The following is a 24,140-nucleotide window of genomic DNA, read 5'->3' as shown; positions in this document are numbered from 1 at the left end:
CTTGGGCCTCCCCGCTCTGAAATTCTGTTACCAGCTGGTTTGCCTTGGGGAAGGCATCTGGCTGGCCCGTCGGGGGGATGGGCCCGTTTTGCATTGGGGGGACTCCGTGTACGTCCATATCGTCATGTCCACAAGCGCCGCGCCTTTTGCGGCATCCGCTCAGTCTTTCCTGCAGGAGGGCAGTCGCTTACTGCTCATGCTCGCCATGGCTCTGTTCATGGCCTATTTGCTGTTCCTGCTGTGCGCTGTCGTGATCTCAAGTGCTGCCACACGCATCCGGAACCGACACCAGAACGAGGGTCTGCCCGCAACCAGGATTGCGCTCCCGGCCCAGACGGACGCTCGTTGGGGCAGCCGGCCGATCGAGGCCGTCGATGACCGTGCTCTCAGTGCCTGAGGCGTCGGCCCATGATGATGTTGTTCGGCGAGAGGATCGACTTCGTCCTCTCCCTGGCTGTGCTCCTCGTGACCATCAGCGTTCTGTACGGTCTGACGATTCTCGCCCTTTCACGGCGGGAGCCCCGTTCCGCTCGAGTGCGTCGAGAGCTTGTCTCGAAGGTTTCGGAGGACAAGACGGTCGTCTTCGTCGTGCCGTGCTTGAACGAGGACAGGGTCCTGCATGCGAGCCTGGACCGTCTGGCCAGTCTTGAGCACCCACGTGTGCACATTCTGGTCATCGACGACGGTTCCGACGACGGGACAGCGGACATCGTCCGCGCGCACCCGGACCCGCGGGTGCACCTCTTCCAACGGGTGCTTCCGGAAGCCCGACAGGGGAAGGGTGAAGCTCTCAATGCGGCGATTCAGTACCTGCGTCGCAGTGATCTCATCGCAGGGCTGTCCTCATCCGACGTCGTCGTATGCGTCATGGACGCCGATGGGCGACTCGACCCACACGCCTTACGCGACGTCCTTCCGTTGTTCATGGACGAGCGGCTCGGAGCTGTCCAGATCGGCGTCCGCATCAACAACCGACACCAAAGCCTTCTGGCCCGCATGCAGGACCTGGAGTTCGTGCTCTATACACACGTCTTTCAGCGGGGGCGACGTCATCTCAAGAGCGTCGGACTGGGTGGCAATGGTCAGTTTGTCCGGCTTTCCGCCCTCAACGGACTGGGATCGTCACCGTGGTCGCGCAGCCTCACGGAGGACCTCGATCTGGGCGTGCGGCTCCTCATCGACGGATGGGAGACAGAGTTCTGTTCGACGTCGTCGGTGCACCAGCAAGGACTCGTGGACATCAAGCGATGGGTAAAGCAGCGGACGCGCTGGTTCCAAGGGCATCTGCAGTCCTGGGGCCTGGTCCCATGGGTACTTCGCGACCTCACCGGCACGCGGCGAGCTGACCTGGTCTACCATCTCACCAGCCCGTTCCTGCTGCTGATCACGTCATTCCTCAGCGTGGCCTTCGCACTGTGGACCTTGGACGTCATCCTCGGGATCATCGTCGGCGACGCCGTCGTCTCACGGTGGTGGATCTCCGCCTATCTCGTTGCGTTCGGGCCGGCTCTCCTATTCGGTCTCGTGTACTGGTCGCAGGAACGACACAGCGGTCTAGGGGTGCCGACCGCCGTCGTCCTCATGCATGCGTATGTGCTCTACGCGACACTGTGGTACGTCGCGGGGTGGAAAGCTGCTTACCGAGCCGTTCGTGGACACAACGGTTGGTCGAAGACAGAACGTGTTGTCGAGAACAAGGCCCAGGTCGACTCATCCGCCGAAGAACTCACCATCGAGGCTCGCACGTGAGAAAACCCGTACGAATCGCATTGGGACTGGGGATACTCGCCCTGGTCGTCGTGGCAGGGGTGAACAACATGTGGCGCATCCAGCCCTGGTCCGACGGGGAAAGCCATGGCCAGTGGTCCGTTCTCTACACGGGGTACGGGCGTGTTGTGGGCTCGGACAAGCAGGTGGTTCTTGAACCGAACTCTGCTGCATCGCCTGACGTCACCCATGGATCTCTGGTGCACACCACTCAGTCTTATGAAGACGCCGATTTCGCCATCACGATGAAAACCGAGGAGCAACTCCGGCAGGGAGATCCAAATGTGTGGGAAGTGGGCTGGGTCCTCTGGAACTTCAGGGACAACGACCACTTCTATGCCGTCGCGCTCAAGCCCAACGGGTGGGAGATCTCGAAACAGGACCCGGCCTACCCCGGGAGTCAGCGCTTCCTCGCGACCGGTGACGACAGAACCTTCCCTGTCGGTGAGGCCTACCGGGTCGAGGTCGAGCAGGACTGGCCGCGCATGACCGTGCGTGTCGACGGGCGAGAACTGACCACCGTCGTCGACGACGAACGACCTTATCGCGGCGGCGCAATCGGCCTGTACACCGAGGACGCACGCGTCCGATTTCAGGACCTGGAAGTAATCGACAGCACAACCATGTGATGCCCGCTGCACCAGCACGGAACACATTGATCGATCAGGAGCCACCATGTCCAGCACGTTCCCCAGCAAGCCCATCACCATCATGGCGATCTACGGCACCCGCCCGGAGGGCATCAAGATGGCCCCTCTCGTCCTGGCTCTCCGCGACGACCCACGGTTCGAAGTGCGCGTGGTCGTGACAGGACAGCACCGGGAGATGCTCGACCAGGTGAATCAGAACTTCGGCATCGTGCCCGACTGCGATCTCGACATCCACGCGCCAGGTCAGAGCTTGACGCAGATCAGCAACCGCACGCTGGAAGGCCTCACAGCGATCCTGGAGAAGGATCGCCCTGATGCGGTTCTCGTCCAAGGTGACACATCGACCACTTTCGTAGGCGCCTTGGCCGCCTTCTACGCGGAGGTCCCCGTTGTTCACACCGAGGCCGGACTGCGGACCGGCAACAAGTACTCCCCCTTTCCCGAGGAGATCAACCGACGGCTGACCGGGCAGATCGCCAGTCTTCACCTTGCTCCGACAGCGGCAAGCCGTGAGAACCTCCTGAAGGAGAACATCGATGCGTCCACCATCGTGGTCACCGGCAACTCCGTCATCGACGCCCTGCTCATCACCGTGGACTCACGACCGCGCATCGACGACCCTGCCCTCGCACAACGGCTCGCGGAGGGACGGCCGGTGGTGCTCGTGACCGCACACCGTCGTGAGTCGTGGGGCGAGCCTCTTCAGGCCGTCGGCAGGGCGATTGCCGCACTGGCTCGGCAGCATCCCGACCACGACTTCGTCTTTCCCGCACACCGCAACCCCCTGGTCCGCGCCGCCATCCAGCCGGCTGTTCAAGATCTGCCGAACGTCCTGATGACGGAGCCTCTTCCCTACGCACAGTTCTGCGCCCTGCTCGAACGATCGTCCATCATCCTCACCGACAGCGGGGGCGTCCAGGAGGAGGGCCCGTCCCTGGGAAAACCAGTTCTCGTCATGAGGGAGACCACCGAGCGTCCGGAGGCCGTTGCTGCCGGGGCCGTCAAACTGGTGGGGACTGACGAGAAGGCGATCGTGCGGGAAGTCTCGACTCTCATCACGGACCAGGACGAGTACAGCCGGATGGCCAGGGCTCTCAATCCTTACGGCGACGGACGGGCTGCGGAGCGCACTGTGCATGCCCTGGCGCGACACTTCGGGTTCGATGACCGCGTCGACGAATTCGCCTACGAAGCGCAGTTCGCAGCGTCACCGGTCAAGTGATCAATACCAGATACTGCACGACGAGCTCCCCTGTTCGTTTCACCATGAGCCGGGGCTCTCGTTGAGGAGATTCCATGAGCAAGCCCTTTCAGCTGACGACGCGCGGACGAGTCGAATGGTTCATCGGTTTGGCCGCCCTGCTCGCCGTGTCCGTCGGAACTGTTTTCGGTCTCACCGACGACACTCTGGTCGAGGGAGAGGGCTCTCCCCTGGCGCAGCAGTATGCGGCTGAACCGGACGAGGACCCAAGTGCTCATACTGCGGACACGGTCTTCGACCGACGGTTCGGACAGTCCGGCAAGATGTCCACCCTGATCCTCTATGACGACACCGGTGACTCATCGGCCGATGCCGAGATGTATGCCGTGGCAACCGCCAACCTGGCGACGCACTTCGGTGAGGCAGAGATCCAGCCGGTGGCTGACTACGCCGCGAATGCCATGGAGTCATTCGACGCCGTTGTCTACATCGGGACCGACTTCGCTGCTTCTCCTCCCAGAGGTTTCCTCGACGACGTCCGGGAAGGCGGGATACCCGTGACGTGGGTCGACCAGAACATCGACGACCTCGCAGGTTGGGAGCCCAGCAGCTCGGCCGCATTCGCCGATCAGTACGGATGGGATCCGCACAAGTCGATCACCGTGGACAGCGGTCTGGTCAGGACGGTCGCATACAAGGGCCGCCAGGTGTCCCGAACAACCGAAGGTGTCGCGGAGCTGGTGGCGCCGGTCATCGAGAACGAGGGCGCCGTGGAGGTCCTCGCGACTTCACAGTGCCGGGACGGCGAGGGGCCGACAGCCTGCAGTCCGGATCAGGCCGTGCCGTCCAATGAAATGCCGTGGGCGGTACGCTCCGGCAATCTGACCTATATCGCTGAGATCCCTCTCGACTACATCGACGTGAACGATGTCTACCTCATCTACTCCGACCTGTTCTATGACGTGCTGGCCCCGCGAACGACCGAGGTGAAACAAGCTGCGGTGCGGCTCGAAGATGTCGGGCCCGAGTCGGACCCACAGGATCTTCGCGCCGTGGCCGATTATTTGCACGGAGCCGATGTGCCCTTCCAGGTGGCGGTGATGCCGATCCACGTCGCACGGACGCCGGATGGCGACGACTGGTACGGTCTGAGCCTCCTCGACCGCCCCGAGGTGGTGGACGCCCTCAAATACATGCAGGAACGTGGCGGGACGCTGATCCAGCATGGGTCGACACACCAGTTCGGAGCCACGAACAACCCCTACAGCGGGCGGACCGGGGAGGACTACGAGTTCTACCGCTACGGGTGCAGCGCGACACCACAGGAACCGTATGACTTCGGAGACTGCGAGAACGACTCCTACATCCGCCGGACGGGTCCGGTTGCCGAGGACAGCGTGGAACAGCATGTCGCCCGGATCAAGCACGGGAGCCAGATCATGGTGGATGCCGGTCTGGGCAAGCCTGTGATCTTCGAGACTCCGCACTACGCTGCATCTGTCAACGCCTATGCCGCGATGTCCCAGGTCTACGACGCGCGCTATGAGCAGTCCGACTACTTCGCGGGCATCGTCTCGCACCGCCCCAGTGAGCCGGGGAAGGCCTACAGCCAGCACTTCCCCTACTCCGTCCACGACATCTACGGGGCCAAGGTCTACCCCGAGAACCTGGGCAACATCACGGAAACGGAGCAGAACAACCACGCCGTTCGAGACCCGGAGTTCCTCATCTCCCGTGCCGAGGCGAACCTGGTGGTGCGCGAATCCACAGCGAGCTTCTTCTTCCACCCCTATCTCGACCTGGAGTACCTGAAGGAGACGGTGCGAGGAATCAAGCAACTCGGCTTCGAGTTCGTACCGGTGTCAGAACTGAAGTGATGCCGCTCTGAGCGTGGTCCGACCGCGGGTAGGCTGGGCGCGACCCGCCCGACCGTCGAAAGGCCGCCCGTGACCACCCCCCAGCTCGCCTCCTACATCGACCACACGCTGTTGAAGCCGGAGGCGTCGCGGGAGCAGATCGCCGCCCTGTGCACGGAGGCCCGGCAGTACGGCTTCGCCTCGGTGTGCACCAATCCGCTGTGGGCCGGGTTCGTGCGCGAGCAGCTCGCGGGCAGCGACGTGCTGACCTGCGTGGTCGTCGGCTTCCCCCTGGGGGCCTCGGCCACGGAGGTGAAGGCCTTCGAGACCGCCACCGCCGTGGCCGCCGGCGCGCAGGAGATCGACATGGTCATCGACATCGCCGCCGCCCGCGCCGGCGAGCGCGAGACGCTGGAGCGGGACATCGCCGCGGTCGCCGAGGCCGCCCACGCGGGCGGGGCGGCGCTGAAGGTCATCATCGAGACCTGCCTGCTGACCGACGAGCAGAAGGTCCTCGCCTGCCGGGCCGCCGTGGCCGCCGGCGCGGACTTCGTGAAGACCTCCACCGGCTTCTCGACCGCCGGCGCCACCGTGGAGGACGTCCGGCTCATGCGCGAGACCGTCGGCCCGGACATCGGCGTGAAGGCCTCCGGCGGCATCCGCACCCGCGAGGACGCCCTCGCGATGATCGAGGCCGGCGCCTCCCGGATCGGCGCCAGCAGCGGTCCCGCGCTCGTCGGCTGAGACCCGACGGCGGCCCCCGCCGCGCCCTGGTCAGCGCGGCGCGCCGGGGGCGACGGACTAGACTGGCCGGAAACGCTCCCGCGGCCCGCACGATCCGGCCGCCCTGCACCACGAGAAGGGGAACCCCCATGGCCGACCGAGCCCACGCGTCCACCAGCACCTCCACGGACGCCCCGACCCACGGGCGCAGCAGCGGGAGCGTGACGCGCTCGCACTCGGGCCAGGGCCGGCTCGTGAACAACCTGCTGTTCTTCGCGGCCTGCATGATCATCATGATCGGCAGCTTCTGGGCCTTCGCCAGCTACCCCAACAGCCCGCTCATCTGGTTCCTCGGCCTGGGCCTCTACGCCCTGGCCCTGCTCATCCCGGTGGGCGTCCTGCAGAACAGCACCGCCAAGAAGGCCCGCGGCGGGCGCAGCATCCTCATGGACGTCCCCCCGACCACCGAGGTCCCCGGCGAGGAACCCACCGCGCAGAGCTTCGACGACGGCCCCCGCGACATCGGCACCCGGGACGCCCAGGTCCGCGCCGAGCACAAGGACGACGCCTTCGGCCGGGCCACCCAGTAGGCCCGGCGCCTCCACGGGCCCGGCGCACCGGCCGGCCCGCCGATCGACGGACGGCCTCTCCCCGCACCGGGGGAAGGTCGTCCGTCGTCGTCTCCCCGCGACGGGCCCCCGGGGGCCCCGGGCCGGTGCGCGGGGTGCCGGGGTGACGCACTAGACTGGGCACCGACGCCTCTGCGGCCCTCGGAACTCGGCCGCGCCTCCACCGCCTGAAGGGGAACACCATGGCCAACCGAGCCGCCTCGTCCACCAGCACCTCCACGGACGCCTCGACCGGCCGCCCCACCGTGCGTTCGCACTCGGGCCAGGGCCGGCTCGTGAACAACCTGCTGTTCTTCGCGGCCTGCATGATCATCATGATCGGCAGCTTCTGGGCCTTCGCCAGCTACCCCAACAGCCCGCTCATCTGGTTCCTCGGCCTGGGCCTCTACGCCCTGGCCCTGCTCATCCCGGTGGGCGTCCTGCAGAACAGCACCGCCAAGAAGGCCGCCGGCGGGCGCAGCATCCTCATGGACGTCCCCCCGACCACCGAGGTCCCCGGCGAGCAGCCCACCGCCGCCGAGTTCGCCCAGGGCCCCCGCGACATCCGCGAGCGCGACGCCCGCACCGCGGCCGCCCACCGCGACGACAAGTTCGGCAAGGCCGTCCAGTAGCCGTTCCTACCCCGGCACGACCGCGGCCCCCTCCCGGACGGGAGGGGGCCGCGGTCTGTCCCGGGGCGGGAGCGCTCAGGCGGTGGCGGGCTCCTTGGCGAAGACCGCCTCGACCACGCCGCGCGCCCACTCGAGGATCTCGCGGTCGACGAGGTCCTTGCCGCCGATCCGGGCGGTCTTCGGCTTGGGGATCAGCACCTGCGCGGTGTCGGTGCCGGGCACGGTCTTCACCTGCGCCCCGGGGTAGAGGCGGCTCAGGCGCATCTGCCGGGACTCGGGCAGGTCGGCCGGGGCGAAGCGGATCATGTTGCCCTGGGCGGCGACGTCGGTGAGCCCGGCCGCGCGGGCGGTCACCCGGAAGCGGGCGACCTCCAGCAGGTTCTGCACCGGCTCGGGGACCTCGCCGTAGCGGTCCACGAGCTCGTCGGCGACCTCCTGGATCGCCTCCTCCGTGGCGGCGCCGGCGAGGTTGCGGTAGGCCTCCAGGCGCAGCCGCTCCCCCGGCACGTACTCGTGCGGCAGGTAGGCGTTGACCGGCAGCTCGATCTTCATCTCGGTGGGCCGCTCGTCCTCCTCGCCGCGGTACTCGGCGACGGCCTCCCCCACCAGCCGCAGGTACATGTCGAAGCCCACCCCGGCGATGTGCCCGGACTGCTCTCCGCCGAGCAGGTTGCCCGCCCCGCGGATCTCCAGGTCCTTGACGGCCAGCTGCATGCCGGCGCCGAGCTCGTTGTGCGCGGCGACGGCCTTGAGCCGCTCCAGCGCCGTCTCGGAGAGCGGCTTCTCCGCCGGGTAGAGGAAGTAGGCGTAGGCCCGCTCGCGGCCGCGGCCCACGCGCCCGCGCAGCTGGTGCAGCTGGGAGAGGCCGTAGCGGTCGGCGCCGTCGACGATGAGGGTGTTGGCGTTGGCGATGTCCAGGCCGGTCTCCACGATGGTGGTGCAGACCAGGACGTCGAACTTCTTCTCCCAGAAGTCCACGATGATCTGCTCCAGCCGGGACTCGGACATCTGCCCGTGGGCCACCGCGATCCGCGCCTCGGGCACGAGCTCGGCGATCTCCTTGGCCTTGCGCTCGATCGAGGACACCCGGTTGTGGATGTAGAAGACCTGGCCCTCGCGCATGAGCTCGCGGCGCACCGCCGCGGAGACCTGCTTGTCCGTGTAGGCGCCCACGTAGGTGAGCACCGGGTGGCGCTCCTCCGGCGGGGTGGCCAGGGTGGAGGTCTCCCGGATCCCGGTCAGCGACATCTCCAGGGTGCGCGGGATGGGGGTCGCGGACATCGCCAGGACGTCCACGTTGGTGCGCATCGCCTTGAGCTTCTCCTTGTGCTCCACGCCGAAGCGCTGCTCCTCGTCGATGACCACCAGGCCGAGGTCCTTGAACTGGACCTCCTTGGAAAGCAGCCGGTGGGTGCCGATCACCACGTCGATCGAGCCGTCCCTGAGCCCGGCGAGCGCCTCCTTGGTCTCCTTGGCGGTCTGGAACCGGGAGAGGGCGGCCAGGCGGACCGGGAAGCCGGAGAAGCGCTCGGTGAAGGTCTCGGCGTGCTGCTGGGCCAGCAGCGTGGTGGGCACGAGCACCGCCACCTGCTTGCCGTCCTGCACGGCCTTGAACGCCGCGCGCACCGCCACCTCGGTCTTGCCGTAGCCCACGTCCCCGGAGATCAGCCGGTCCATGGGGACCTCCCGCTGCATGTCCGCCTTGACCTCGTCGATGGTGGTCAGCTGGTCGGGGGTCTCGATGTAGGGGAACGCCTCCTCCAGCTCGCGCTGCCACGGGGTGTCCTCCCCGAAGGCGTGGCCCCGGGAGGCCATCCGGGCGGAGTAGAGCCGGATGAGCTCGTTGGCGATGTCCTTGACGGCCTTCTTGGCCGCGCGCTTGGTCTTGTTCCAGTCCGCCCCGCCCATCTTGGACAGCGTGGGGGTCTCCCCGCCCACGTAGTTGGTGACCTGGTCGAGCTGGTCGGTGGGCACGAACAGCCGGTCCTTGGGGCCGTTGCGCTTGGAGGCGGCGTACTCCAGCACCAGGTACTCGCGCACGGGCCTGGGCTGGCCGGGCTTGGTCACGGCCCCGGCGATGGGCCGCTGGATGAGCTCCACGAACTGGCCCACGCCGTGCTGCTCGTGCACCACGAAGTCCCCCGGGGACAGCGCCAGCGGGTCCACGGCGTTGCGCTTGCGCCGCACGGGCAGCTTGCGCATGTCCTTGGTGGTGTACGGGCTGGCCTTGCCCAGCAGGTCCGCCTCGGTGAGCAGCACGATCCGCGGGCCGTCGAGGGCGAAGCCCTTGCCGGCCACCGCGGTGGTCAGCTCCACGATCCCGGGCTGCGGCGGCTCCTCCAGCGACTCGCGGCGGGCGGCGGGGATCCCGGCGCCGTGCAGCAGCTCCGCGATCCGGGCCAGCGGGCCGGGGCCCTCGGTGACGGCGACGACGCGCCACCCGTCGGACACCCGCCCGGCGAGGAACTCCAGCATGGCCTCGACGTCCCCGTGGAAGCCCAGCGGGTCGCGGGCGGCCACGGTGAGGGTGTCGGCGTCGGAGTCGAGCAGGGCGATGTCCTCCGCGGCGGTGTCCGCGTCCACGTCCTGCCCGGCCACGGCGTTGACGTTGAGGGCGGTGAGCGCCCACCAGCCGAGCCCGGCGTCGAGGGCGGTGGAGCGGGCCTCGGCCAGGCTCTGGAAGGACCCGGAGGACAGGGTGCGGCCGCCGTCGTCCCCGGTGGGCAGGGCGTGCCCGGCGGAGCCGAGGTCGATGGGCGCGGACAGCCCCTCGGAGGCGGAGTCCCAGGCGGCGAGGAGGAACTCCTCGTTGGTGGCCACGAGGTCGTGGGCCCGGGCCCGGACCTTCTCCGGCTCCATGACCACCACCAGGGAGCCCGGGGGCAGCAGGGAGAGCACCGGGACCATGCCGTCCACCAGCAGGGGCGCCAGGGACTCCATGCCCTCCACGTAGATCCCGCCGGCGATCCGCTCGAGCATCGACTCCGCACCCGGCAGGGAGTTCCTCAGCTTCGCGGCCCGGGACATCACGGACGGGGTGATGAGCACCTCGCGGCAGGGCGGGGCCACGAGCCGGTCGGGGTGGTCCGTGCCGGTGAGGGTGCGCTGGTCGGCCACGGCGAACCAGCGCAGCTCGTCCACCTCGTCGCCGAAGAACTCGATCCGCACGGGGTGGTCCTCGACCGGGGAGAAGACGTCGATGATCCCGCCGCGCACGGCGAACTCCCCGCGCCGGGTCACCATGTCCACCCGGGCGTAGGCGGCCTGGGCCAGGGCGGCAACGGCGGCGTCGAAGTCCAGCTCCTCCCCGCGGGCGAAGCGCACCGGGGTCATCTCCCCCAGGCCCTCCACGACGGGCTGCAGCACGGAGCGGACCGGGGCGATGAGCACCTGCACGGGGCGCTCGGGGTCGTGGCCGGCCAGCCGGCGCAGCACGTCCAGGCGGCGGCCCACGGTGTCCGAGCGGGGCGAGAGCCGCTCGTGCGGCAGCGTCTCCCAGGCCGGGAACTCGGCGATGCCCGCGGTGGGCAGATAGGCGCCCAGGGCCGCGGCCAGGTCCTCGGACTCGCGGCCGGTGGCGGTGACCGCCAGCAGCACCGGCGCCCTGCCGTCGGCTGCGGTACCGCCGGCCTCGTCGAGGGCGCCCCGCAGCTGGGCGGTGATCACCGGGCGCATCCCGTCCGGGGCGCTGATCACGGTCTCGGGGCTGCGCTCCCCCGGCGGGAGGGCGGCCTGGGTGCGCAGGTTGGCGAAGGAGCGCTCCGCCCCGAGGGCGGCGAGCAGTCCGGACAAGGTCATGAGTGAGCTGTCTCCTGGGACGCTGAGGAAGGTACTGGCCGAGCACAGGGGCTGTGGAAGCCAACGTTCGCGGCCCCCAGCTTACTCCCGGGCCCCGACACCGGGTCCGGCGTCCGCGCGGACGCGGCGGTGCGGGTCCGCCTACGATGGGGTCCAGCACCCTCACCGCAGACCACCCAGGAGCTCCCATGGCCGTCACCGCCTCCACCACCGTCCCCGCCCCCGTCCAGCAGGTCGTGGCGACCTTCGCCGACGAGGCCTTCGTCCGCCACGTGGCGCAGAAGGCCGGCGCCACCCTGGAGTCCTTCCAGGTCTCGGGCGACACCGCGGGCGCCTTCACCGTCACCACGGTCCGCGCCATGAGCTCCGAGCGGCTGCCGGAGGTCGCCCGGAAGTTCGTGGGGCCCTCCGTGCACCTCACCCAGACCGACGCCTACGAGGCCCCGGCGGCGGACGGGTCCCGCCGGGTGCGCAGCGACATCAAGGTCGCCTCCCTCCCCGTCTCCGGCAGCGCCGAGCAGACCCTGCGCCCGCAGGGCGAGCAGACGGAGGTCCACGTGGACTGCACCGTGGAGGCCAACATCCCGTTCGTCGGCAAGAAGGTCGCGGCGGCGGCGGAGCCCTACGTCGGCAAGGCCCTCTCCCTGCAGTCCCGCGAGGCCGAGGCCTGGCTCGCCAACCGCTGACCTCCCACCGGTCCCGGGCACCCGGGGTGACCCGGCGGACAGCGCGCTCCGGGGCCGCCCGTAGACTGGCCCCTGATTTTTCGACGACGACGAACAGGAGTCCACCGTGAGCGCGAGCGAGACGGACCAGCACGGGCCCGGACTGGGCAATTTCCTCCGCAAGGACCTGGTGGGCGGCGTCCTGCTGCTGGCCGCGATGGTCTCGGCGCTCGTGATCGCCAACTCGCCGCTGGCGGATGGCTACTTCGGGCTGCGGGACACCCACATCGGCATCGACTTCCCCGGCCTGGACCACACCGTGGGCGAGTGGGCCTCCGAGGGCCTGCTGGCGATCTTCTTCTTCCTGGTCGGCCTGGAGCTCAAGACCGAGTTCGTGGACGGCGAGCTGCGCAACGTCCGCAAGGCCATGCTGCCCATCGTCGCGGCCTTCGGCGGTGTGATCGTCCCGGCGCTGATGTACGTGGCCGTCAACACGATCAACGACGCCGACCCGAGCACCATCGACGGCTGGGCGATCCCCACGGCCACCGACATCGCCTTCGCGGTCTCCGTGCTCGCCGTGGTGGGCTCCGCCCTGCCGGTGGCCATGCGCACCTTCCTGCTGACCCTGGCGGTGGTGGACGACCTCATCGCCATCGTCATCATCGCGTTCGTCTACACCGACGACCTCAGCGCCCTGTACCTGCTGCTGGCGCTCGCCCCGCTGGGCCTGTTCACCTTCCTGGTCCAGAAGTTCCCCGACTTCTTCATGCAGCACCACTGGGCCGCCTGGGTCGTCCTGCTGCCCATCGGCATCGTCACCTGGCTGTTCGTGCTCGAGGCCGGCATCCACGCCACCATCGCCGGGGTGCTGCTGGGCTTCGCGGTCCCGGTCAAGAAGGTCACCCCGCGGGTGATCCGCCAGGAGGAGCCGGAGCTCGGCCTGGCCCCGGCCCTGGAGCACCGCTTCCGGCCGCTGTCCAACGGCCTGGCCATCCCGGTGTTCGCCTTCTTCGCCGCCGGCGTGGCCGTGGGTGGCCTGGAGGGCGTCACCCAGTCCCTCACCGACCCCGTGGCCATCGGCATCGTCCTGGGCCTGGTCCTCGGCAAGCTGCTCGGCATCTTCAGCGCCTCCTGGCTCATGGACCGCTTCACCCCCGCCACGAAGGACGACGACTACACCTGGCTGGACCTCGGCGGCCTGGCCATGGTCGCCGGCATCGGCTTCACCGTCTCCCTGCTGGTGGCCGAGCTGAGCTTCGGCATCGGCAGCCCCCACAACGAGCACGCCAAGGTGGGCATCCTCACCGGCTCGGCGATCGCCGCGGTGCTCGGCGGCACCCTGCTGACGGTCCGCAACGCCCACTACAAGAAGCTGCGCGCCCAGGGCGTGGAGGTCGACAAGCTGGACGCGCCGCACTGATCCGGCACGCCTGCCGGGCCGGCAGCGGTCTGGGTCCCGGAACCGGCCGGTGCGACGCACGAACGCCCGCCCGACGAATGTCGGGCGGGCGCTGTCGTGTCCGGGCCCCGCTACGGGCGGGCGGCGGAGATCCGCAGGGCGTGGCCGAGCAGCAGCGTCATGGTCAGCAGCTTCACCGTGATCCGCACCAGCGCCGCGATCTCGGCGCCGGGGCCGTCGTCGAAGAGGCCTGGGCGGGCGGCGCCCAGCAGCACGTAGCCCACCGCGACGAGCACGAACGGCACCACGGTGGCCAGCAGCGTCCAGGACGCGGACCGGGCGGCGGTCCCGCTGCGCAGGTGCAGGCGGATCAGCCCGCCCACCAGCACGAGCCCGGACACCGCCCAGAAGAGCAGGCCGCCGAGCTCCTGGGCCGTGGTCTCCCCCAGCGAGGGCACCAGCCGGCCCAGGGCCAGGCGGGCGCCCACCCGCTCGTGGATCCGGCAGAGGTCGTCGGCGACGAGGAGCAGCAGCACCCCGCCCCAGGCGGCGAGCACCCGGTGCGCCGGTCCGCGCAGGCCCGCCGCGAGCAGCAGCACGGCCGCGGCCCCGAGCTGCAGCAGGCCGAAGAGCTCCACGAGGGAGCCGTCCGTCCCGCCGCTCCACAGGGCGGGGCGGCGCAGGGGGAAGAACCACCGGTCCTGCGCGCCCAGGGCGGGACCGCTGCGGTGCCAGACGTGGGCGACGAGCAGCAGGGCGTCGAGCACGCAGACCGCCGCCAGGATCTGCACCGACCACGACGCGGCGGAACCCTGTGCCTGCCGCTCGTGGAGGGGGATCACCGGGCGTGGTACTTCTGCTGCGCCTCCAGCAGCCCGTTCTCGACCAGGTGCTCCACGGCGTCGGCGGCGTCGTCGAGCAGGAAGGGCAGCTCCTTGGCCTCGGTGGAGGAGAAGGGCTTGAGCACGTAGGCGGCGGTGTCCATCCGGCCGGGCGGCCGGCCCACGCCCACGCGCACCCGGTGGTAGTCCTTGGTGGACAGGGCCTTGGACATGTCCCGCAGGCCGTTGTGCCCGCCCTCGCCCCCGCCGATCTTGAGCTTGAGCGCGGCGAAGGGGATGTCGATCTCGTCGTGCACGGCGATCACGCGCTCGGGGGCGATGTCGTAGAACTTCGCCAGCCCGGCCACGGGTCCGCCGGAGGTGTTCATGTAGGTCATCGGCTTGGCCAGCACGAGCCGCGGCCCGCCCGGGCGCAGCCGGGTCTCGAGGACCTGGGCGCGGGCCTTGTGCACCTTGAAGGACCCGCCGAGCCGGGAGGCCAGTTCGTCGAGGACCATCTGCCCCACGTTGTGCCGGGTGCGGGCGTACTCGGGGCCGGGATTGCCCAGCCCCACCACCAGCCATGCGTCGGACATCGGTGCCTCCAGGAGGTCGGTCGGGAAGTCGGTCAGGGCGCCGGGGCCGGGGCGGACGGCGTCGGTGCGGTCATGGCAAGTGCGGGGCGGCCGGCGGGCCGCCCCGCACTCACGGGATCACGAGGATCGGTCGAGCGGTGGGGCTCAGGCCTCGTTCTCGGGCACGACGTCGCCCTCGGGGGCCTCGGCGGCCTCGTCGGCGGCCTCGGCGCCCTCGGCAGGGGACTCGCCGAGGTCGGCGGCCTGCGGGGCCGCGACGTTGATGACGAGCAGCTCCGGGTCGGAGACCATGGTGACGCCCTCGGGCAGGCGGACGTCGGCGGCGTAGACGTGGTCGCCCACGCCGTGGCCGTCGAGGTTGATGGTCAGCTGCTCGGGCACGTGCAGGGCCTCGGCCTCGACCGTGAGGGTGTTCTCCTCGACGTTGTGCACGGCCTCGGCGTCGACCTCACCGATCACGTGCACGGGGATCTCGGCCTGGACCTTCTCGCCGCGGCGCACGGCCAGCAGGTCGATGTGCAGGATCTCCGGGCGGGTGGGGTGGCGCTGGACGTCCTTGACCATGACCAGCTCGGTGCCGCCGTCGAGCTGGAGCTCGAGCACGGCGTTGCGGTTGCGCACGGCCAGCATGGTGAGGTGGCCGGGGATGATCACGTGCTTGGGCTCGGCGCCGTGGCCGTAGACGACCGCGGGGATCTGGTCGTTGGCGCGGATCCGGCGGGCGTAGCCCTTGCCGAAGTCGCTGCGGGTCTCGGCGGGGATGCGGATGGTGTCAACCATGGGAACTCCTCGGAATCGGGTCTGTGCTGTCTCGGCCAGGCGATACCGGCCGCAGACCCTCCCCCAGCGTCCTGGGCGGCACGTCCTCGCGGACGCCGCCGCCGCGCGGGGCGGGAACGTTCAACCAGCCGTCGTCGATCACGGGACACAGGGGTCCCCTCGCCTTGGCAACCGCACCAGGGTAGCACGGGCCCGTCCGCGGCAGCTCAGGCACCGGCCGGCGTGCCCGCCCCACCGCGGGCGACCTTGGCCGCCAGGAGGTAGACGAGGAGCCACGGCTCGACGACGTAGCGGTGGCCCAGCCGCCGCGGCTGGGTCACCAGCCGGTAGGCCCACTCCAGGCCCAGCGGCCCGAGCCAGCGCGGCGGCGGCTTCTGGATGCCGGCGTACTCGTCGATCCCGCCGCCCACGGCCGCGTAGATCGCCGGGGGCAGTTCCGCCCAGCGCCGGCTCAGGAACTCCTCCTGCAGCGGCATCCCCAGGCCCACGATCACGAAGTCCGGCCGGTACTCCTGGAGCTCCTGCACGATGCGCTTCTCGAGCAGGGGGTGCCAGCCCTCCCCCGCCCAGCCCCGGACCTCGCCGGAGCCCGCGCCCGCGCGCAGCAGGTCCACCGTGCGCGCGTTGCCCGCCGGGGTGGCGCCGACGACGGCGACGCGCCGCACCGGGGTGCGCCCCATCAGGCCCGGCAGCCAGTCCAGCGTGCCGAGGCGATGCCGCTTGGCGCTGAGCGGGCGGCCGGAGCGCCACTTCGCCAGCTTCAGGACCGGGAAGCCGTCCGTGAGCACCACGTCGGCCCGCTCGTAGAAGGCGCGGAAGGTGGCGTTGACCTCCCAGGTGTAGAGGCTGTGCAGGTTGTGGGCCAGGACGGCGGCCTTGCGCCCCTCCTGCCAGGTCGTGGAGATCCACCGGTGCAGCTCGTCGGCGTCCATCGGCGTGACCCTGACCCCGCTGACCGGGATCTCGATCGGGCCCGTGCTCTCGGCCCGGGACTGGTGCTTCAACATGCGTGCTCCCCCCTGTGCGGCGCCGGTGCGGCGCCTCGCTCTCGCGCCGGACCCGGTGACCGGGCCGGCGGCTTCCGGCAGGGAGCTCCGGCCGTGGCGCGGCGGGATCCCCCCGGATCCCGGCCGGCGCGCCGGCGCCCCCTGGCGTGCACGTCCTGTGGTCCCGAGCCCCCGGGTCCACAGAACGTGCCTGTGCATTTACATGAGCAAAGCCTACGGCGCGCCGGAGCCCCGGAGGGGCGGCGAGGTGTCCCCAGTTAAGGGACTGTTTGCATGAATGTGCGCTTGTAAACTCGGGGGCGGGGTCGGAACCGCGCCGGGGGGCGCAGGGGAGCGTTCCGGCCCCGCACACTCGGGGGGAGTGAGTCTTTCGTGCTCAAGAGGAACATGTCCGTGCGGCCGGCCGCCTGGCGGGACACGCACATCCGGAACCTGCGCCGTGCGGACGCGGCCGCCCTGGCCGCCACGCTCGTACTGACGCAGCTGGTGCGGTTCGGCCTCGAGCAGGAGCAGCTGCTCCTCGGCGGGCTCACCGTGCCGTACTGGCTGGTGGGCGCCTGGCTCGGCGTCGCCTGGTGGGCCTGGCTGGAGCTGCGCGGCGCCCGCGACGTCCGGCTGATCGGCTACCCGGTCGACGAGAACCGGCAGGTCGTCACCGCCACCCTGGTGCTCTTCGGCGCCATGGCCATCCTCTCCTACGTCTTCAACGTGCCGATGGCGCGCAGCTACGTGGTGCTCGCCCTGCCGCTGGGCATCCTCCTCCTGCTGGCCGGACGCGGCCTGGTCCGGCGCGGGCTGACGCGCCGGCGGCGCAGCGGGGAGGCGATGGCCCGCACCCTGGTGGTGGGCCGGGTGCCGGGGGTCGTGGAGATGCTCAAGGCGCTGCAGGAGCACCCGGCCGCGGGCCTGGACCCGGTGGCGGTCTACGCCCCGTCGTCGGGCACGGCCCTGCCGCGGCACCTGGCCCGGGTGCGGATGCCGCAGAACATGCTGCCCGCCGGCGAGCGCCCCTCCGTGGCGGGGATCGTGGCCGCGTGCCGGGAGCACCGGATCGAGACCCTGGTGCTGGCCGCGTCCGCGCCGCTGAGCTCGGAGGAGGTGCGGCACCTGAGCTGGCACCTCGCCGACGCCCACATCCGCCTGGTCCTGGACACCGGGCTCACCGACATCGCCGGGCCGCGGATCCACACCCAGCAGCTGGCCGGGCTGCCGCTGATCCACGTCTCCACGCCGCGGCTGAGCCGGTCCCGGCGGATGCTCAAGCGCGGGGTGGACGTGGTGGGGGCCGCCGTCGCGCTGGTGCTGCTCTCCCCCGTGCTGCTCGTGCTGGCGGCGATCGTCAAGAACCACGACGGCGGGCCCGTGCTCTTCGCCCAGGAGCGCACCGGCCGGGACGGCACCACGTTCCGGATGCTGAAGTTCCGCTCCATGTATCCGGACGCCGAGGAGCGCAAGGCCGAGCTGATGGCCGCCAACGACGCCAAGGGCGGGGTGCTGTTCTTCATGGAGAACGACCCGCGCGTCACCGGGCCGGGGCGGTGGATGCGCCAGTACAGCCTGGACGAGCTGCCCCAGTTCCTCAACGTGCTGCGCGGGGAGATGTCCCTGGTCGGCCCGCGCCCGCCGCTGCCGAGCGAGGTGGCCCAGTACGAGGACTACGTGCACCGCCGGCTGCGGGTCAAGCCCGGCATCACCGGGCTGTGGCAGGTCTCCGGCCGCGACGACCTGGAGTGGGAGCAGGCCGTGCGCCTGGACCTCTACTACGTGGAGAACTGGTCCCCGGTCCAGGACTTCGTGATCCTGCTGCGCACGGTCAAGACCGTGCTCGCCAAGGAGGGCGCGCACTGAGTCCGCCGGGCACGGCTAGTGCCCGGCGCTGCGCGGTCGCAGCCGCGCCTCCTCGACGTCCAGGATCCGCTGGGCGTCGGCGAGGATCCGCGAGGGGTACTTCCCCTGCCGGCGCGCGGTGAGCAGGGCCTCGCGCTCCTCCCGGACTACGGCCAGGCGCAGCTGCCGGTACTGGTGGTGCGGGGTGGGTGCGTCCTTCGCCTCCCGCGCGTGGGCCCGCTCCCAGGTGGACTCGCTGCGCAGGAAGGTGTCCTGCCGCACGCGCTCGACGACGTCGGGGTCCACGGCGGTGTCGGGACCCAGGACCGCGTCCGGGGTGTCGAGGATCCGCAGCCCGGCGTCGGCGATCTCGTCGAACAGGGCGGCGGACTCCCGCAGGTCGGCGGTGGTGTCGATGCCGCGGATGCCCAGGGCCCGGATGAGCGCCGGCAGGGTGCCGCCCTGCAGCAGCAGGGTGGCGACCGCCACCGTGAAGGCGATGAGCACGAGCTGCTCCCGGTAGGGCACCGAGTTGGGCAGGGACTGGGCCGCCGCCAGGGTCACCACGCCACGCATGCCGGACCAGCCCAGGACCACGGCGCCGCGCCAGCCCAGTCCTTCGCGGCGCTCCTGCTCCAGATCGGCCCGCCGCTGGGCGTAGACGCGCTGGCGCAGCCGGCGCCGGCGCTCCTGCCGGGGATCGGTGCCGCGCTCACCCGCCCGGTCCAGGCCCAGCCACAGGCGCATGGTCCGGCGCTCGGCCCGGCCGGCACGCCGGCGCAGCAGGAAGACGAGCGGGAACACCCACGCCACGCGGACGACGATGAGCAGCGCCGTGACCAGCAGGCCGATGAGCACCGTGTGCGGAATGCTCAGCAGGTCCTGGTCGATGTCCTCGACCAGGTGCCGCAGCTCCAGGCCCATGAGCAGGAACACGGCGTTCTCGAGCAGGAACTGCACGGTGCGCCAGTTGACGTCGTCGCTGATCCGGGCGGTCGCGTCCAGGACGCTGGCGCTGCGGTGGCCGGTGTAGAGCCCGGCCAGCACCACGGCGAGCACGCCGGAGGCGCCCAGCTCCTCCGCGGGGATGAAGGCCAGGAACGGCACGACGAAGGACAGCGCCGTGTCCAGCACCGGGTCGTGGATCTTGGAGCGCACGAGGACGGTGACCACCCCGATCAGCAGGCCGACGGCCACCGCGACGACCACGGCGTAGCCGAAGTCGGCGACCCCGCCCCACACCCCGGACATGGTCCCCGCCGCCACGGCCAGGGAGCTGCGCAGCAGCACGAGGGCGGTGGCGTCGTTGACCAGGCCCTCGCCCTCGAGCACGGTCACCAGCCGCGGCGGCAGCCCCAGCCGCTTGCCGATCGAAGTGGCCGCCACCGCGTCCGGCGGGCTCACCACGGCGCCCAGGGCGATGGCGGCGGCCAGGCCCAGGTCCGGCAGCAGGGCGTAGAGCACCAGCCCCGTGATCACGGCGGACACGAGCACCAGCACCACGGACAGGCTGGTGATGGCCCCGAGGTTGCGGCGGAAGTCGATCACCGGGACCTTGAGCGCGGCCGCGTACAGCAGCGGCGGCAGAACCACGGTGAGGATCCACTCGTGGGGCACCTCGACGGCGGGCACGCCGGGGGCGTAGGACAGCGCCAGCCCGACGACCACGAGGAGCAGCGGGGCGGCGACGCCGAGCCGTCTCGACACGCCGGTGACCGCCACCATCAGCACGACCACCAGGACACCCGCGACTGCCATTCCCATTCCCGCACTCTATCCAGCGGCACGGGCCGCGCCCCGGACCCGGCGGCCGGACCGGACTCCGGAGGGGCGCTCGGTCAGCGGGCTCCCGCGGCCGGGAGCGCGGCGCCCGCGGTGGCCAGCGGCAGGGTCAGGGTGAACACGGTGCCCTCCCCCAGGGTGCTGTGGCAGGTCAGGGTGCCGCCGTGCTGGTCCACGATCGCCTTGCTCAGGGACAGCCCGATGCCCAGCCCCGGGGTGGCGCTCATCCGCGCGGTGCGGCTGCGGTAGAACTTCTCGAACACCTTCCCCGCGTCCTCGGGGGACATGCCGTGACCGTGGTCGATGACCTGCACCTGGGCGGTGTCGGCGGTGCAGGTGCCGACCACGAACACGGCGCTGTCGGCCGGGGAGTACTTCACGGCGTTGGAGACGAGGTTGTCCAGCACCTGGCCGATGCGCACCGGGTCGCAGTCCAGCAGGAGGGTGTCCGGCGCCCAGGTCTTCACGGCGACCCCGGTGCGGGTCGCGTGCGGCTGGGCGGCGGCGACGGACTGCTCGAGCAGCCCCACCAGGTCCACCGGGACCCGGTGCAGGTCGGCGGCGTCCCGGTGGGCGTTGAGCAGGTCCTCCACCAGGCTCAGCAGCTGGTCGGCGTTGCGCTCGATCACCTCCAGACCGCTGTGCGCGGACGCGGGCAGCCGCTCGTCCATGGCCAGCAGCTCGGTGTAGCCGCGGATGGAGGTCAACGGGGTGCGCAGCTCGTGGGAGATCCCGGCCACGAAGTCGTCCTTGGCCTGCAGGGCGTCCACGAGCACGCTGACGTCGCTGAAGGACAGCACCGATCCCTCGGCCCGCCCGTGCTCGTCCCGCATCACCCGGGCCGTCACGGACAGCACCTGCTGCGCCGGGGGCTCGCCCACGCGGACCAGGGTCGCGGAGAAGGACTCCCCGGCCACCGCCCGGGCGATCGGGGTGGCCGCCGGAGGCAGCGGCTCACCGGCCCCGTCGTAGAGCGCGGGGCCCCGCGAGGCCGCCGTGGGCGCCAGCCGCTGCAGGGCGTGGGCGTGCAGCCGGCCGTTGTTGGCCACCAAGGGCCGACCGGCGTCGTCCAGGGCCAGGACACCGACCTCCACGGACTCCAGCACGGTGCTCAGCAGCCGCTCCCGCCGGTCGCCGGCGGCCAGCAGCCGGTGCAGCTGCGCGTCCTTGGCCTCGTGGCTGTTGACCAGGATCTGGGCCATGGTGCCGATGGCCAGCATCATCAGCGGGATCAGCAGAGGGGCGGTCAGGGCGGACACGGACGCCGGTCCCGGGCGCAGCAGCACCGGCACCCAGAGCATGACCGTGGTCAGCACCGCCCCGAGCGGGGCGGCCGACCGGGGCAGCTGCGCCGAGGCGACCAGCCACAGCACGGGGATGGCGGCGAGGAACGGCACCCCGAGCACGTCCGGGAACAGCCCCTCGAACAGCAGCCCGATCGGCACGAAGTCCAGCACCGGGACGGCCAGGTAGGCCCGCTCGGGCAGCCGGTCCCACGGCACCAGGACGCAGGCCAGGGTCAGGACCACGGTGAGCGCCCCGGCCCAGAGCACCCGCAGGTCCGCCAGCAGCGGCGCCCGGAAGACGGCCAGGACCAGGAGGAGCAGGGCCGTGGTCACGGCCTGCGGCAGCTGGCTCACCACCACCCGGCCGCGCAGCGACAGCTCGTGGAACTGCTTGGGGACCAGGGAACGGTGAGCGACGAGGGCGTCCACGGCAGGGCTCTTCCGACGGCGGGGGCACCACCCGGGGGGCGGAGTGGCACCTGCAAACACTAGCGCGTCGGGCGCCGCGGCGGACCGCTCAGGCGGCCGGGGACAGCGGCGCGCCGGGCGCCGCGGGCTCGGACGCCCCGGGCTCGCGCAGCTCGGCGCCGGCCGCGGCGTATCCGGCCAGCACGGGCAGCAGGTCCACGCCGGAGAAGCCGGTGATCCGGCCGTGGTCGAGCTCCGCATCGTGCTCGGTGTCCAGCAGGCGGGCCGGGACCAGCTCGACCGGCACCCGGTAGTCCGTCCACCGGTAGAGGTGGCCGGGCCGGCGCCGGCCCGCGGTCAGGGACTCCAGCACCGCCGGCAGGCCGGGGTCGTGGCCGGCCGGCAGCTGGTAGGAGAACAGCCGGGCCCACTCCACCGCCCCGGCGGGAGTCTCGGCGGTGAGGATGCTGAGGGTCACGGTCATCGTGGGATGTCCTTCCGGGACGCTGCGTGGACCGGCCGGCCGCACCCCTCCAGCCTCCGCGCGCCGCGTAACAGGGGCGTGTCCCCCACCTGCCGACTTCCCGTGCCTTCCGCGCCGCACCGTCTCCTGGCTACGGTGAGCCAGGAGCACGACGGGAAAGGACTCCTCATGGCCGACGACCATCCGCACCTGCAGACCACCGTGCTGGACGCGACGGACGTCCGGGAGCTGGCGGAGTTCTACCGGCAGCTGCTGGGCCTGCGGTACCGGTCCGGGGACGAGCCGCCGGCGGACGGCGCCGCCGACGAGCTCGACTGGCTGGTGCTCACCGACGCGCACGGGGGCCGGAAGCTGGCCTTCCAGGCCGTTCCGGTGCTCCCCCGGGTGACGTGGCCCGACGCCTCCGGTGTGGCCCAGCAGCTGCACCTGGACCTCACCGTCCCGGACCGGGACGCGCTCGAGCGCCAGCGGGAGCGCGCCCTGCAGCTGGGCGCCGAGCAGCTGCTCGACCGCACGGACGACCCGGACGAGCCGCTCTACGTGTTCGCCGATCCGGCCGGGCACCCGTTCTGCCTCTTCGTGGCCTAGGCGCCCGCCGCGCCCCGGCGCCCCGGCCGTCCCCGGAGCGCCTGACCGGCGAGCACGAACAGCGCCAGGGCCAGGACCATCCCGGAGTAGCCCACCGCGGTGGGCAGCAGGCCGATCCGGCCCGCCAGCGCACCGGCTGCCACCGCGGGAACGCTGTTGGCCAGATAGCTCACCACGTAGATCGCCGAGAGCAGGCCCGCCCGCTCCCGCGGGGCGGCCTGCGGCAGCAGCGTGCGCAGCACGCCGAGGAAGCCGGCGCCGAAGCCGACCCCGGCCACCACCGTCGCGGCGAAGTACAGCCCCACGGACCCGGTGAGCAGTCCGGCCACGGTGGCGGCCATGCCCACCACCAGGGTGCTCATGCCCAGCACGAGCACCCGGGAGGCCCGGACCGCCCCGAGCAGCAGCGTGGCCAGCCCGCCGGTGCCGGTCAGCGCCGCGACGAGCAGGCCGGTGAGGACCACGGACTCCGCCCCGGTCATGGAGCGCACCACGCTGGGCCCCAGGGACAGGACCAGCCCGCCCAGGGACCAGGTGGCCGCCGCGGCCGGCAGCACCCACAGCGCGGAGCGCCGCACCGCCGGCGGGAACTGGACCCGCGGCCGCAGCGAGGCCAGCACGCCGGTCTTCCGCCGGACGGTCTCCGGACCCAGCGCCGTGCCCACCGCCTGGAGCACGAGCAGGACCAGCAGCACCGCGTAGATGAGATGCACCGCACCGGGGGACGCGGCGACGATCAGGCTGGAGGCCACCGCGCCGGCGGCCAGGCCGAGCGTGGGCCCCGCCCCGTTGAGCACGGTGCCCAGGCCCGGCCGGGCGGGTGGCTCCAGCTCGATGAGGTAGGCGCCCAGCGCCCCCATCGCGGTGCCGGTGGCCACGCCCTGCACCAGGCGCGCCGCCACGAGCGCCGTCTCGCTGCCGGCCAGGGCGAACACCAGCATCGAGACGATCTCCAGCCCCAGGCAGGCGAGCACCACCGGACGCCGCCCCAGGTGGTCGGACAGCGAGCCCACCGTCAGCAGGGCGGTGAGCAGGGCGAGGACGTAGGCGGCGAAGACCACCGTGATCACCACCGGCGGGAAGCCCCACAGCTCCTGGTACAGCGGGTACAGCGGGCTCGGCGCACTGGAGGCGGCCATGAGCACCACCAGCACGGAGGTCTGCACCCAGAAGGCGACGGAGGCGGGCAGACCCCGGCGACGGCGCGACGGGGCAGCGGACACGGGTGGCATGCAGGCCTTTCACGGCAGAGGGACGGC

General features: G+C 71.1%; 20 protein-coding genes. 11 read left to right on the top strand and 9 right to left on the bottom strand.

What is annotated here, in order from left to right; genetic code table 11:
* The first annotated feature begins 408 nt into the window (after nt 1–408).
* From ACWCOM_RS05805 to ACWCOM_RS05775, 7 genes are all read left to right on the top strand, one after another.
* Nucleotides 409–1,749, top strand: a complete 1,341-nt coding sequence (locus ACWCOM_RS05805; RefSeq protein ID WP_454547790.1) for a glycosyltransferase family 2 protein — start codon at nt 409–411, stop codon at nt 1,747–1,749.
* The gene (locus ACWCOM_RS05800; RefSeq protein ID WP_454547789.1) at nt 1,746–2,396 is read left to right on the top strand and encodes a family 16 glycoside hydrolase; all 651 of its coding nucleotides are present in this window, start codon (nt 1,746–1,748) and stop codon (nt 2,394–2,396) included. The genes ACWCOM_RS05805 and ACWCOM_RS05800 overlap by 4 nt, the downstream gene beginning before the upstream one ends.
* Nucleotides 2,397–2,442: 46 nt before the next feature.
* Entirely contained in the window at nt 2,443–3,639 is a 1,197-nt protein-coding gene (gene wecB / locus ACWCOM_RS05795) for a non-hydrolyzing UDP-N-acetylglucosamine 2-epimerase (protein ID WP_454547788.1), read from the top strand.
* Nucleotides 3,640–3,713: 74 nt separating this feature from the next.
* Nucleotides 3,714–5,495, top strand: a complete 1,782-nt coding sequence (locus tag ACWCOM_RS05790) for a DUF2334 domain-containing protein (RefSeq protein ID WP_454547787.1) — start codon at nt 3,714–3,716, stop codon at nt 5,493–5,495.
* Between the two features lie 69 nt (nt 5,496–5,564).
* Complete coding sequence (gene deoC, locus ACWCOM_RS05785; protein WP_454547786.1) at nt 5,565–6,218, top strand: deoxyribose-phosphate aldolase; 654 nt, start codon at nt 5,565–5,567, stop codon at nt 6,216–6,218.
* 128 nt (nt 6,219–6,346) lie between these two features.
* The gene (locus ACWCOM_RS05780) at nt 6,347–6,787 is read left to right on the top strand and encodes a hypothetical protein (RefSeq protein ID WP_454547785.1); all 441 of its coding nucleotides are present in this window, start codon (nt 6,347–6,349) and stop codon (nt 6,785–6,787) included.
* A 221-nt stretch (nt 6,788–7,008) separates the two neighbouring features.
* Nucleotides 7,009–7,437, top strand: coding sequence for a hypothetical protein (locus ACWCOM_RS05775; protein WP_454547784.1), 429 nt, complete (start codon nt 7,009–7,011; stop codon nt 7,435–7,437).
* 75 nt (nt 7,438–7,512) lie between these two features.
* Here ACWCOM_RS05775 and mfd read toward each other — a convergent pair whose 3' ends face one another.
* Nucleotides 7,513–11,235 (bottom strand): transcription-repair coupling factor, encoded by a 3,723-nt coding sequence (gene mfd, locus ACWCOM_RS05770; protein ID WP_454547783.1) that lies wholly within the window; start codon nt 11,233–11,235, stop codon nt 7,513–7,515.
* Between the two features lie 188 nt (nt 11,236–11,423).
* Here mfd and ACWCOM_RS05765 point away from each other — a divergent pair, with 188 nt between their 5' ends.
* Both ACWCOM_RS05765 and nhaA read left to right on the top strand, forming a co-directional pair.
* A complete protein-coding gene (locus ACWCOM_RS05765; RefSeq protein ID WP_454547782.1) occupies nt 11,424–11,921 on the top strand; it encodes a DUF2505 domain-containing protein in 498 nt (165 codons plus the stop codon).
* A gap of 106 nt (nt 11,922–12,027) precedes the next feature.
* Nucleotides 12,028–13,323, top strand: a complete 1,296-nt coding sequence (nhaA, locus tag ACWCOM_RS05760) for a Na+/H+ antiporter NhaA (RefSeq protein WP_454547781.1) — start codon at nt 12,028–12,030, stop codon at nt 13,321–13,323.
* Between the two features lie 110 nt (nt 13,324–13,433).
* Here the strand turns inward: nhaA and ACWCOM_RS05755 are convergent, their stop codons facing one another.
* The 4 genes from ACWCOM_RS05755 to ACWCOM_RS05740 form a co-directional block, all read right to left on the bottom strand.
* On the bottom strand, nt 13,434–14,144 hold the full coding sequence (locus ACWCOM_RS05755) for a hypothetical protein (RefSeq protein ID WP_454547780.1): 711 nt from the start codon (nt 14,142–14,144) through the stop codon (nt 13,434–13,436).
* A complete protein-coding gene (gene pth / locus ACWCOM_RS05750; RefSeq protein ID WP_454547779.1) occupies nt 14,141–14,719 on the bottom strand; it encodes an aminoacyl-tRNA hydrolase in 579 nt (192 codons plus the stop codon). Before pth ends, ACWCOM_RS05755 begins: the two co-directional genes overlap by 4 nt.
* 144 nt (nt 14,720–14,863) lie before the next feature.
* A complete protein-coding gene (locus tag ACWCOM_RS05745; protein ID WP_454547778.1) occupies nt 14,864–15,499 on the bottom strand; it encodes a 50S ribosomal protein L25/general stress protein Ctc in 636 nt (211 codons plus the stop codon).
* A 206-nt stretch (nt 15,500–15,705) separates the two neighbouring features.
* A complete protein-coding gene (locus ACWCOM_RS05740) occupies nt 15,706–16,506 on the bottom strand; it encodes a WecB/TagA/CpsF family glycosyltransferase (RefSeq protein ID WP_454547777.1) in 801 nt (266 codons plus the stop codon).
* Between the two features lie 372 nt (nt 16,507–16,878).
* Between ACWCOM_RS05740 and ACWCOM_RS05735 the strand changes: the two genes are divergently transcribed.
* A complete protein-coding gene (locus ACWCOM_RS05735; RefSeq protein WP_454547776.1) occupies nt 16,879–18,354 on the top strand; it encodes a sugar transferase in 1,476 nt (491 codons plus the stop codon).
* A gap of 15 nt (nt 18,355–18,369) precedes the next feature.
* Here the strand turns inward: ACWCOM_RS05735 and ACWCOM_RS05730 are convergent, their stop codons facing one another.
* The 3 genes from ACWCOM_RS05730 to ACWCOM_RS05720 all read right to left on the bottom strand — a co-directional run bounded on the left by ACWCOM_RS05730 (nt 18,370) and on the right by ACWCOM_RS05720 (nt 22,293).
* Nucleotides 18,370–20,097 (bottom strand): cation:proton antiporter, encoded by a 1,728-nt coding sequence (locus ACWCOM_RS05730; protein WP_454547775.1) that lies wholly within the window; start codon nt 20,095–20,097, stop codon nt 18,370–18,372.
* A 74-nt stretch (nt 20,098–20,171) separates the two neighbouring features.
* Nucleotides 20,172–21,830: a sensor histidine kinase gene (locus ACWCOM_RS05725; RefSeq protein WP_454547774.1), complete on the bottom strand. Its 1,659-nt coding sequence runs from the start codon at nt 21,828–21,830 to the stop codon at nt 20,172–20,174.
* 88 nt (nt 21,831–21,918) lie between these two features.
* The gene (locus ACWCOM_RS05720) at nt 21,919–22,293 is read right to left on the bottom strand and encodes a hypothetical protein (protein WP_454547773.1); all 375 of its coding nucleotides are present in this window, start codon (nt 22,291–22,293) and stop codon (nt 21,919–21,921) included.
* 168 nt (nt 22,294–22,461) lie between these two features.
* On the opposite strand from ACWCOM_RS05720, the gene ACWCOM_RS05715 reads away from it, so the two are divergent.
* Nucleotides 22,462–22,881 (top strand): VOC family protein, encoded by a 420-nt coding sequence (locus ACWCOM_RS05715; protein ID WP_454547772.1) that lies wholly within the window; start codon nt 22,462–22,464, stop codon nt 22,879–22,881.
* Here the strand turns inward: ACWCOM_RS05715 and ACWCOM_RS05710 are convergent.
* Nucleotides 22,878–24,104, bottom strand: coding sequence for an MFS transporter (locus ACWCOM_RS05710; protein ID WP_454547771.1), 1,227 nt, complete (start codon nt 24,102–24,104; stop codon nt 22,878–22,880). The two genes, ACWCOM_RS05715 and ACWCOM_RS05710, sit on opposite strands and share 4 nt — an antisense overlap.
* Nucleotides 24,105–24,140: the final 36 nt, after the last annotated feature.

Source organism: Kocuria sp. KH4, assembly GCF_053711175.1.
This window is presented reverse-complemented; position numbering and strand designations above follow the sequence as displayed.

What these genes read in the sequence shown, in the direction of transcription:
- ACWCOM_RS05805 (WP_454547790.1), top strand. Translation starts at nt 409, where the DNA reads ATGATGATGTTGTTCGGCGAGAGGATCGACTTCGTCCTCTCCCTGGCT.
- wecB (WP_454547788.1), top strand. Translation starts at nt 2,443, where the DNA reads ATGTCCAGCACGTTCCCCAGCAAGCCCATCACCATCATGGCGATCTAC.
- ACWCOM_RS05790 (WP_454547787.1), top strand. Translation starts at nt 3,714, where the DNA reads ATGAGCAAGCCCTTTCAGCTGACGACGCGCGGACGAGTCGAATGGTTC.
- ACWCOM_RS05780 (WP_454547785.1), top strand. Translation starts at nt 6,347, where the DNA reads ATGGCCGACCGAGCCCACGCGTCCACCAGCACCTCCACGGACGCCCCG.
- ACWCOM_RS05775 (WP_454547784.1), top strand. Translation starts at nt 7,009, where the DNA reads ATGGCCAACCGAGCCGCCTCGTCCACCAGCACCTCCACGGACGCCTCG.
- mfd (WP_454547783.1), bottom strand. Translation starts at nt 11,235, where the DNA reads ATGACCTTGTCCGGACTGCTCGCCGCCCTCGGGGCGGAGCGCTCCTTC.
- ACWCOM_RS05765 (WP_454547782.1), top strand. Translation starts at nt 11,424, where the DNA reads ATGGCCGTCACCGCCTCCACCACCGTCCCCGCCCCCGTCCAGCAGGTC.
- pth (WP_454547779.1), bottom strand. Translation starts at nt 14,719, where the DNA reads ATGTCCGACGCATGGCTGGTGGTGGGGCTGGGCAATCCCGGCCCCGAG.
- ACWCOM_RS05745 (WP_454547778.1), bottom strand. Translation starts at nt 15,499, where the DNA reads ATGGTTGACACCATCCGCATCCCCGCCGAGACCCGCAGCGACTTCGGC.
- ACWCOM_RS05740 (WP_454547777.1), bottom strand. Translation starts at nt 16,506, where the DNA reads ATGTTGAAGCACCAGTCCCGGGCCGAGAGCACGGGCCCGATCGAGATC.
- ACWCOM_RS05730 (WP_454547775.1), bottom strand. Translation starts at nt 20,097, where the DNA reads ATGGGAATGGCAGTCGCGGGTGTCCTGGTGGTCGTGCTGATGGTGGCG.
- ACWCOM_RS05720 (WP_454547773.1), bottom strand. Translation starts at nt 22,293, where the DNA reads ATGACCGTGACCCTCAGCATCCTCACCGCCGAGACTCCCGCCGGGGCG.
- ACWCOM_RS05715 (WP_454547772.1), top strand. Translation starts at nt 22,462, where the DNA reads ATGGCCGACGACCATCCGCACCTGCAGACCACCGTGCTGGACGCGACG.